The 8,923-nt window shown below is 58.3% G+C and carries 9 protein-coding genes; 1 reads left to right on the top strand and 8 read right to left on the bottom strand.

Translation table 11 applies throughout. The features are described 5' to 3' along the window. Nucleotides 1-194 (top strand): hypothetical protein (locus ABYV26_RS14810; RefSeq protein WP_372682128.1); only part of this gene is annotated, 194 nt, incomplete at its 5' end. 105 nt (nt 195-299) lie between these two features. On the opposite strand, the gene ABYV26_RS14805 is transcribed toward ABYV26_RS14810, so the two are convergent. From ABYV26_RS14805 to ABYV26_RS14770, 8 genes are all read right to left on the bottom strand, one after another. Further along, nucleotides 300-728: a Fur family transcriptional regulator gene (locus tag ABYV26_RS14805; RefSeq protein ID WP_372682127.1), complete on the bottom strand. Its 429-nt coding sequence runs from the start codon at nt 726-728 to the stop codon at nt 300-302. 1 nt (nt 729) lies between these two features. Next, nucleotides 730-1,599 carry a metal ABC transporter permease gene (locus tag ABYV26_RS14800; RefSeq protein ID WP_372682126.1) on the bottom strand — a complete coding sequence of 290 codons (870 nt, stop codon included), beginning with the start codon at nt 1,597-1,599 and terminating at the stop codon, nt 730-732. A gap of 3 nt (nt 1,600-1,602) precedes the next feature. Beyond that, a complete protein-coding gene (locus ABYV26_RS14795; protein WP_372682125.1) occupies nt 1,603-2,403 on the bottom strand; it encodes a metal ABC transporter ATP-binding protein in 801 nt (266 codons plus the stop codon). Beyond that, the gene (locus tag ABYV26_RS14790) at nt 2,390-3,280 is read right to left on the bottom strand and encodes a metal ABC transporter solute-binding protein, Zn/Mn family (protein ID WP_372682124.1); all 891 of its coding nucleotides are present in this window, start codon (nt 3,278-3,280) and stop codon (nt 2,390-2,392) included. Before ABYV26_RS14790 ends, ABYV26_RS14795 begins: the two co-directional genes overlap by 14 nt. A gap of 170 nt (nt 3,281-3,450) precedes the next feature. Beyond that, nucleotides 3,451-4,203 (bottom strand): tetratricopeptide repeat protein, encoded by a 753-nt coding sequence (locus tag ABYV26_RS14785; RefSeq protein ID WP_372682123.1) that lies wholly within the window; start codon nt 4,201-4,203, stop codon nt 3,451-3,453. After that, the gene (locus ABYV26_RS14780) at nt 4,200-5,924 is read right to left on the bottom strand and encodes a BatD family protein (protein ID WP_372682122.1); all 1,725 of its coding nucleotides are present in this window, start codon (nt 5,922-5,924) and stop codon (nt 4,200-4,202) included. The genes ABYV26_RS14785 and ABYV26_RS14780 overlap by 4 nt, the downstream gene beginning before the upstream one ends. Then, entirely contained in the window at nt 5,924-7,735 is a 1,812-nt protein-coding gene (locus ABYV26_RS14775) for a VWA domain-containing protein (protein WP_372682121.1), read from the bottom strand. The genes ABYV26_RS14780 and ABYV26_RS14775 overlap by 1 nt, the downstream gene beginning before the upstream one ends. Nucleotides 7,736-7,748: 13 nt before the next feature. Next, nucleotides 7,749-8,747, bottom strand: a complete 999-nt coding sequence (locus tag ABYV26_RS14770; RefSeq protein ID WP_372682120.1) for a VWA domain-containing protein — start codon at nt 8,745-8,747, stop codon at nt 7,749-7,751. Nucleotides 8,748-8,923: the final 176 nt, after the last annotated feature.

Genomic DNA, 8,923 nt, shown 5'->3' with positions numbered 1-8,923 from the left:
GGATGGTTTTTTCGTCCAAACCTGACGAGGGAATCCATACTCGGGTTTACCTGACCCACCTGGACGAATCTGGACGGGATTCCCCGGCCGTTTACCTGCATCGCATCGGCAGCCCCAATTTTGCCGCTATTCTGCCGGAGGCTGTCGGACTGCCCATGCAGTCATTCCAACAGGTGCGGCTGGTGGAACCATGAGCGTTGGCCAACCTGCGCCTGCCGGTAAGAATGGTGAGCGGATCGATCATGGCCGCCAGAAGAACACAACCCGTGCACCCCGGCCGGCACGAAACGTGCGACAGGTTATTTCATGCAGTTTTTGCAGATGCCGTCCACTCGGACTTCCACCTTGTCGATGCGGCCTGGAAAAGTTTTCCACAAATGGTCGCTGTCAACATTCAGGCTGTCCGGTGTCAAACAGTCCATCTGGCCGCAACGTTTGCAGTAAAAATGGGGATGGGGGTGGTGGTTCGCATTGGGGGCCATACCATAGTAAAATGCCCGGCCGCCGGTGCTGATACGGTCCACCAGTTCGTGTTCCACCAGCAGGTCCAGGATGCGGTAGACGGTAACCCGGTTGATGCTGCCGTTACGTCCCAAGGTGTTGTAAATATCGGCGGCGGAGAGGGGGCAGCTGTTGTTGCCGATGACTTCGAGCACACGAACCCGGTTGTCGGTTGCATCCAGACGGGCGGTGTTCAGCAGGTCCTCATAATTGCACTGATTGCACATGCTAGCTCCTCTGCGGATCCACTGTGGTATCTTCTTCCGCGGTCCGGGATCGCGGTAGTTTTCCTGGCTTGGGGACCCACCGCTCAACCAGCAGGTTCAGGAAAAAAAAGAGGCCGGCCACCATGATGATGGAAGCCCCCGAGGTGAGGTCAAAAGCGTAGGAAATCCAAAGCCCGACTACGGTAAACACCACACCCAGCACACTGGCGCCGATCATCATCTGCAGCAGGGACCGGGCGTGCTTTTCCATAATGAAGGGCGGAATGGTCAGCAGCGCGATCACCAGGATCAATCCCACCACCTGAATCACCATCACCACGGTCACGGCCAGCATGCCGATGAGCAGGAAATAAAGGGCGGTCACCGGCACCCCGCGAATGCGGGCGAACTCCTCGTCGTAGGAGAGGGCCAACAGGTCCTTGTAGTAGACCGCCACCAGGGCAACGATGCAAAGGCCCATGACCATCATGATCCACAGATCGGTGTCCGGTACGGTCAGGATGCTGCCGAACAGGTAGCTCATCAGATCCACGTTGTAACCGGGGCTCAGGTCGATCAGGATAATGCCGCAGGCCATGCCCAGGGCCCAGATGACGCCGATGATGGTGTCGGCCCGGTGCCGGGCCTTCAGCGTAACGGCGGCCATGATCATGGCTGCGCCCAGTGAGAAGCTCAGGGTTCCCGCCAGGTAGGGCCAGCCGAAGTAAAAGGCCAGGCCGATGCCCCCATAGGCGGCATGGGCGATGCCCCCGGAGAGGAAAACGATTCGGTTGACCACCACCAGGGTGCCCATGATGCCGCAGATGATGCTGGCCAGCAGACCGGCGGCCAGGGCGTTGCGCATGAATTCAAACTGCAGGGCCTCGATCATCGATCACTCCTTGTGGTGCTGCAGCACCCGGTGGGGCAGGTGACCGTGGGTTACCAGTTCCACCGGGCAGACCTCTTCGACGGTGCACGGGTACATGGTCTCGAGCATGTCACCGGTGATTTCAGCCTGCCGGTGGTAGTGCAGCCGGCCGTTCACACAGGCCACTGACTTGGCGTAGGTGGAGATCACCAACAGGTCGTGACTGACCACAATAATCGTGATGTCGCTGTTCAGCCGTTTAAGCAATCGGAAAAAGTCCGTCTGTCCCCTTGAATCGATGCTTGCCGTGGGTTCGTCCAACAACAGCAGCCGGGGACGGGTGACCAGGGCCCGGGCGATGAACACCCGCTGGCGCTGGCCGCCGGACAGTTCACCGATGCGGCGATGAGCCAGGTCGGCCATATCGATTCGTTCCAGCGCCTCCAGGGCATCCCGGCGGTCCTGCTGCGCGTTGGTTGACCATCTTCTTCCGGGCGCCAGCTTACCCATGAGGACCACGTCCAGGGCCGTGATGGGAAAACTGCGGTTGATGTGAACATCCTGGGGCACATAACCGATGTGATGGGAGACCCGTGTCGCCGGTTTTCCCATGACCCGGATTCGGCCCCGCTCCGGCTTGAGCAGTCCCAGCATGAGCCTGAGCAGGGTGGTTTTACCGCCGCCATTGGGACCGATCATGGCGATGAAATCCCCCTCCCATACCTCCAGATTGACGTTTTGGAGCACGCGCTGCCCGTTGTAGGCAAAGTCGAGATCCGCGATCCGGATGATGGGCTCGCCGTGTGGGTGATCATTCGAATGCATTCTTAAATTCCTCGGCCACCTGGCGCAAATTATTTGACCAGTCCCGGGCCAGTGGATCGACAACAGCTACCCGCCCGCCGATCGCCTTGGATATCTGTTCGGCGCTTTTTGACGAGAACTGGGGTTGGACGAAAACCACCTTGACTCCATCGGTTCGCGCACGCGCGATCAGATCCTGGAGTTGGGCTGGTTTCGGGCTTTTGCCTTCGACTTCGATGGGTACCTGCCTCAGCCCATAGGTGTGGGCAAATGTACCCCAGGAGGGGTGAAGCACCATGAATGGTGATCCCTTCAATCCGTCAAAAGTCGCTCGCAACTGGGCATCCAGATCGACGATGTCCAGGATGAACGATCGGTAATTGGCTTCGTAGGTCGACCGATGGACCGGGTCAACGGCTTGAAGTGCCGCGAGGATCGACCGGGCCTGCAGCATCGCCAGGGGTGGGGAGAGCCAGATGTGCGGATCGAGACTGCCCTGGTGGTGATCTTCTCCATGTTCATCTTTCTTGCCGTGGTCATCATGGTTCGCCATGGGCAGTTTCATGATGCCATGGTCGGTGTGAACCACCTGCATGCGAGGATTCACGGCGGATATTTTGGCCAATTTTGCGGTCTCAAACTCGATGCCGATGGCAAAATAGAGCACCGCCCTGGACAGGGCCACCATCTGCTGCGGTTTGGGTTCATAGGTGTGCGGATCGGCGCCGGGCTCCACCAGCACCTGCACATCGACAAGATCCTTGCCAATTTGTTGCACGAAGTAGGCCTGGGGGGCGATGCTGACGAACACGGGAACCCGTTCCGCCGCCCACCCGCTGCCAGAAAGTCCGTATATAATCGTGAAAACAATTACAATCGATGCGGTAATGTTTTTCATCACCAACCTTATCTACATGGCCATATTTTGATTATCCGCGAAAAAAAATTCCAATGCAAATCTATTGCATTGGGTAGTCCTTTGCAAGGGCGGACAGGAAAAAAGGCTTGGCGGCAGGGTTGGGCATTGGAATTCTTAATTATTTTTACCCAATGGAAGATGGGCGGCAATCAGATAATCCCGACTTCAGATTTTTTCACCCAGCCGATCTTGTCCGCGGTGTAGCGGATGAGCAGGTGGGTGTCGGTTTGGCGTGTGATACGGACTTTGGTGCCCGCGTGCAGGACGAAGAGCTGGGTGGCGCTATCTGTGAAACCGGAGCGGACGGCCGCCTGTTCGGACAGAATCACGGCATGCCGCACCCGGACGGCTTCGACATAGTTGAAGACAGCCGTGGCGGTGAAGATCAGCGTGGCGGCGGCGGCGAGGATGATGCTGGGGCGCAGGCGTCTTTTCTTACGGACGGCCAATACGGAAAGCGCCGTCCACAACACCGCATTGAGCAGAAGGGCTGCCCAGCGCACGGTTGCCTCACTGAGCTGGTATTTCCAAAAAAAGAGGATCCGCAGCAGGGGTGATTCCTTTTGGCCGCGTTCATCCTTGGTCAGGGTCAAGGCGTAGTCGTAGTTGAAGCGCAGGTCCGGGTCGTCCGGAATGCGTTTCAGGGCCCGCTCATACCACAGCAGGGCATGTCCCAGGTCCTCGTTTTTCAAGTAGGCGTTGCCCAGGTTGTAAAAGAGGTTGCCGTTATTTACGCCCGCTGCGACCAGGCTTTCAAAGGCGGCGATGGCCGCCGGCCAATCCCCGTTGCGGTAAGCTTCGGTGCCGTCCATGAAGGTGCGTGCGTTTGGCGTTGCCGGGGCAGTGGCGGCAACCGCCAGGAGCAGCACAAGGCTTCCGGTGGTGAGCAACCATGCTTTCATCGGGTCAGCCTCCGCACCGCCTGCCGGGTCCGTTCCAGCAGATCCGCCCGTTTTTGCATGTCCAGACTGCCGCCGGAGTAGTTGAAGGATTCGATCGTTTCGAGAAGCCGCGCCGTGGCCGCGGCATCATCCGCATTCCACCCGATTTCCAGCAGTCGAGCGTTAGCCTCCGACCAGGTGAGGGATGTACCCATGACGCCCTGTCGTCCGAGAATGGCCGACACCAGGGCCCGGTAAAGGGCCGAAAGAAAGTCGGTATCCGTGGTGTCGGCGGAGGCGGCGGATTTAAGCGCCACTCTGGCTCGATCGGCCATGATTCGGCCCGGTGAGTCGTCCTTCTGGGCCATCTGCATGACGGTTCTGACGGCCAGAAAAAGCAATACCGGTATCGCCATGAATAGGCCGAACCATCTGGTCGGCAGGGATCTTTGGGGTTTCAGGGCCTCCAATCCCTCTTTCAGCGGAAGGAGATCCCGACCGGTAAACTCGACCCGCTTTTTGAGCGAAGGGGTTTGTTCGGGGGATGCCCGGAACACGTCGATGTCGGCCGCCGCCTCGGAAGGCGACACGGTGAGATCGAAAGGCGATGTAGCGATGTCGTGGTATTCCCCGGATTCCACGTCGAAATAGGTCAATACAATAGGGTCGATGCGATATTGTCCGGTCTGGACGGGGACCAGGGCCGTACGGAAAACTTTGTCTCCCGAGTAGCCTTGCGGGCCCGGTTGGATCTGCGCTTCGGGATTGTCGGCATAAGCCTTGAATTCGGTCGGTGTGGGAATGACCGGCGCCTGGGCGTCCATGATGTTTCCGGTACCGCTGATGGTGACGGCCAGGGTGGTTGAGTCTCCGACCTTGAGGGTCGTTTTGTCCAGACTGGCAGCAATCACGAACCGGCCCACCAGACCCGAGAAGGGCGTCCCCGGCGGCCTGGTTGGCAGGTCTTTTACCTGGACCGCAATGGGGTCGGTTTCAAGGATGCGGGTGGTCATTTGGCTGCGTCCGAAAAAACTGTCCATGCCGGAGAAGGGCCGCGGCCGTCGGTTGCGCTGCAGCAAACTCACCTGAAGCACTGCCTGATCAATTTCTAGAGCGCCTGTTTTCACCGGAACCAGGATAAATTTGACCTCGGTCACGATGAATTCCCGTCCGTTGACCACCGTTCGATGGGATTGGCGATCCTCCAATTCCTCGGCTGTGAACCCGTTGAATTCCGGGGCCTGGAACTTGGCGTCGGCCACCTGAACGGCGTTGAAGAGCCGGAAGGTGTAAACTATCTGTTGACCGACCCATGGTACCGGATCCGACACCTCGGCGGTGACATACACATCGCGCTGGCCGCTGTCGGCCGGGGGTTCCCTGGAAACCGTGATGCCGATGGGGGTCGTATAGTGCATCTTGCCGTCGATTGTCACCGGGATGGCCGGGATAGTCAGACTTCCGGCTTTCAGGGGAATCAGGACATAATTATAGATCATCTGTCGGGAGGTGCGGCCATTGATCATCTGGAAGCTGCTGCTGGTTCCGCGGGAGACGGTCTTGAAGTCCGCCAGCCCTGACAGATCAGCTTCGCCGTCGCCACCTTCGATGGTGAGCTGCAGGCTGATTGACTCCCCCACGGCAACCTGGTTGCGGTCCACCACGGCGCGCACGGTGGCGGCATCGGCGGTTGAAGTTGCCGTCAGAAACAGTGCGATCGCCATGACCAGCTGTCTGACCATTACCAGTCCTTCTCCACCCGTTGCTGACCGGTGGCAGGCATCAGGGCCCGTCCCGGCTGATCCTGCAGGCGGTTGAGCATCCGTTCGGCCTGCCCTGGATCGCCGCTTGGCTCTCCTGGCCGGGCCTGCCGGGATGAGGCGGCAGTCTGCTGGTCGTCTTGGGGTTCATTGGGCGGAACTGCGCCGGACTGATCCGCTTGCTGTTCCTGATCCATCTCGTCCCCGAATTCAGGCCGCTTTTGGTCCTGCTGACCATCAGAGGGAGAGGGTTTTTCCTGTGCCTGATCTTCCTGTTGCTTACGATCCTGCTCACCCTCGGATGGAGATGCCTGGTCCTGTTTTTCCTGATTTTGTTCCCGGTCTTTCTTGTCCTGCTGGCTGTCTCCCGACTGTTGTTGCTTCTGTTGCTGCTCCAGCGTTTTTTTGACGAACGCCAGGTTCTCTTTGGTCAGCTGGTCGTCCGGATCCACGGCCAGCGCCGCCTCGTAGTGGCCAATGGCGGCCTTGGCATTGCCACGCCGGAATTCGGCGTTGCCCAGATTATAAAGGGCTTTCTGCTTGAGGGCGTTGTCATGGGTCTCCAGCACCTGTTCGTAGTGTTCGACAGCAGCATCGAAATTTCCGGTTTTATAGTAAGCATCGGCTACATTGTAAAGGGATTCCGGCTTGTCCGGAGCATCCAGCTGAGCATCGGTAAAGTGCTTGAGGGCTTTTTCATATTTACCAGCCGCGTAGGCCTTGATCCCCTGGCTGGTATCGTTGGCCCGAGCCGGAGCCGACGGCATCACCAGCAGGGTTACCAGCAGTACCGGCACCATGGTTTTACGCGTCACGGGCAGCATCAGTTCGGCCACGAGGCAAAGCAGCGCCAAGGCCAGGGGCCACTGGAAACGATCCTCCCAGACCTGCTTGCGTCCCGAGGAGACGGTATCCGCTTCCATCTTCCGGCGGATTTCATCGGTATAGATGGCGTCCAGGTCCATGTCCCCGGCGACGGAGCGCACGTAGGTGCCGCCGGTAAGGACGGCCATTTTTTTGAGCGTGTTTTCATCCAGGCGCGAGAGCACAATCTGTCCGGAGCGATCTTTTTTAAAGCCGCCGGCAGGTTCGGGAATCGGCACCCCGTCGCTGCCGCCCACACCGATGCAGAACAGCTTGATTTTATTTTCTTTCAATGTTTCGGCCGCCTTCAACGGCTCGCCGCCGCCCGTGTTTTCACCGTCGGTGATGAGGATCACCGCTTTGTCCGAAGCGCTTTTCGGGTCGAAGCTGTCCAGGGCAGTTGTCAGGGCGCCGGTGATGTCGGTGCCGCCTACCGGGAGATAGTCCGGTGAGAGGGCATTCAAAAACAGATTGAAGGCGCTGTAGTCCAGGGTCAACGGACATTGCAGAAAGGCCGTGCCGGCAAAGGCCACCAGCCCCACACGGTCACCTTTCAGCATGGCCAGCAGGTCGAACACCTCTCGCTTGGCGCGTTCCAGGCGGGTGGGATGGATGTCGGCGGCGGTCATGGAGCGCGAGCAGTCCAGGGCGATGATGATGTCCACCCCCTGCTGGCGGATCTCCTGCCAGCGGTAGCCGTATTTGGGTCCGGCCAGGGCTACGGCGGTAAAGAGCACTGCGACCATGAGCAAAGATCCCTTGACCCATCGCCGGCCGCCAACGGTGTCCGGAGCGATAGCCTCGAGGCCATGGACGGAAGAGAAGCGATGCATGATCTCACGCCGCCGGCGCATTCCGTAGAAGATCACCAAGAACAGCACCGGTACGGCCCAGATGAAAAACAGCATTTCGGTTTTGAAAAACGTCATGGCCAAAACAATCTCATGGAATGATCAGGTATCTCGTGTTGCGCAAGATGACGTAAAGGGGCAGCATTATCAATGCCGGAATCAACAGCCAGGGGTAGATCTCGTTGTATTCGGCAAAGATGTCCACCTTGACCGCGGTGGTCTCCATGGCGTCGATGGTGTCATAGATCCGTTGCAATCCCTCTATGTTCTCGGCCCGGAAATAGAGCCCCCCGGTCTTGTCGGCGATGGCGCGCAGTACGTCTTCGTCGATATTCACCTGCTGGTAGACATAGCGCTCGCCGAACAGGGGGTCCTTGACCAGAAAGGGCGCTTTGCCCCGGGTGCCCACACCGATGGTGTAGATCTTCACCCCTTTTTGCGCGGCGATCTCACCGGCGGTGTCCGGCGAGAGTTCGCCGGCATTGCTCTGGCCGTCGGTGAGCAGGATGATGATATTGGACTTGCTTTCGATGTCGGCCAGCCGTTTCAAAGAGATGCCGATGGCATCGCCGATGGCCGTGCTTTTGCCGGCGGCACCGATTTCCAGGCGGTCCAGAATACTGACCATGGTGTTGTAGTCCCGGGTCAGGGGCAGCTGCGTGTAGGCATGAGTACCGAAGACCACCATGCCGATGCGGTCACCGCTGCGCTTGGAGACGAATTCCTGCACCACCTCTTTGACTGCCTCCAACCGGTTGACAACGCGGCCTTTTTTTTTGAAATCAAGGGCGGCCATGCTTTCGGACAGGTCCAGGGCCAGCACGATGTTGACGCCTTCGGTGAGGACTTCAGTGCGCTCGGTACCCCACTGGGGCCGGGCCAGGGCCAGAACCATCAAGCAAAGCACCGTGTATTTGATGGCCGGCACCAGACGATGCAGCCGCAGGGCCGGTGATGCCGGGATGCCTGCGGCGGGGAACAGGGCACTGTTGGCCATGGTCGGCGTCCGGTGGCGGCGATAACGATGCCAGACGATCGCCGGCAACAGCAGCATGAGAAACAGAAAATAGGGTGATGCGAAGCGAAGCATAAGCCTACTAAATCACAATATTCAAAATACAAAAAACAAATAAATTACAATGACCAACATCTTAATTTCCAGACCATATGATCTTGTTTGTAGTTTGGAGCTTTAAGTTAATTTGAGATTTGTTTTTTTGGAATTTTTTTTCATTCTGAGAAAACCACATTTTGTTCTCCACCCGC

Origin of the sequence: Desulfosarcina sp., from assembly GCF_041551955.1 — a bacterium.
In the GTDB taxonomy this organism is placed as follows: Bacteria; Desulfobacterota; Desulfobacteria; order Desulfobacterales; family Desulfosarcinaceae; genus Desulfosarcina.
Note: the sequence above shows the minus strand (reverse complement) of the source record. Positions and strands in the feature narration are given on the sequence as shown.

Bases quoted from the DNA above. Each gene is read 5' to 3' on its own strand.
- ABYV26_RS14805 (WP_372682127.1), bottom strand. From the start codon at position 728: ATGTGCAATCAGTGCAATTATGAGGACCTGCTGAACACCGCCCGTCTG.
- ABYV26_RS14800 (WP_372682126.1), bottom strand. From the start codon at position 1,599: ATGATCGAGGCCCTGCAGTTTGAATTCATGCGCAACGCCCTGGCCGCC.
- ABYV26_RS14795 (WP_372682125.1), bottom strand. From the start codon at position 2,403: ATGCATTCGAATGATCACCCACACGGCGAGCCCATCATCCGGATCGCG.
- ABYV26_RS14790 (WP_372682124.1), bottom strand. From the start codon at position 3,280: ATGAAAAACATTACCGCATCGATTGTAATTGTTTTCACGATTATATAC.
- ABYV26_RS14785 (WP_372682123.1), bottom strand. From the start codon at position 4,203: ATGAAAGCATGGTTGCTCACCACCGGAAGCCTTGTGCTGCTCCTGGCG.
- ABYV26_RS14780 (WP_372682122.1), bottom strand. From the start codon at position 5,924: ATGGTCAGACAGCTGGTCATGGCGATCGCACTGTTTCTGACGGCAACT.
- ABYV26_RS14775 (WP_372682121.1), bottom strand. From the start codon at position 7,735: ATGACGTTTTTCAAAACCGAAATGCTGTTTTTCATCTGGGCCGTACCG.
- ABYV26_RS14770 (WP_372682120.1), bottom strand. From the start codon at position 8,747: ATGCTTCGCTTCGCATCACCCTATTTTCTGTTTCTCATGCTGCTGTTG.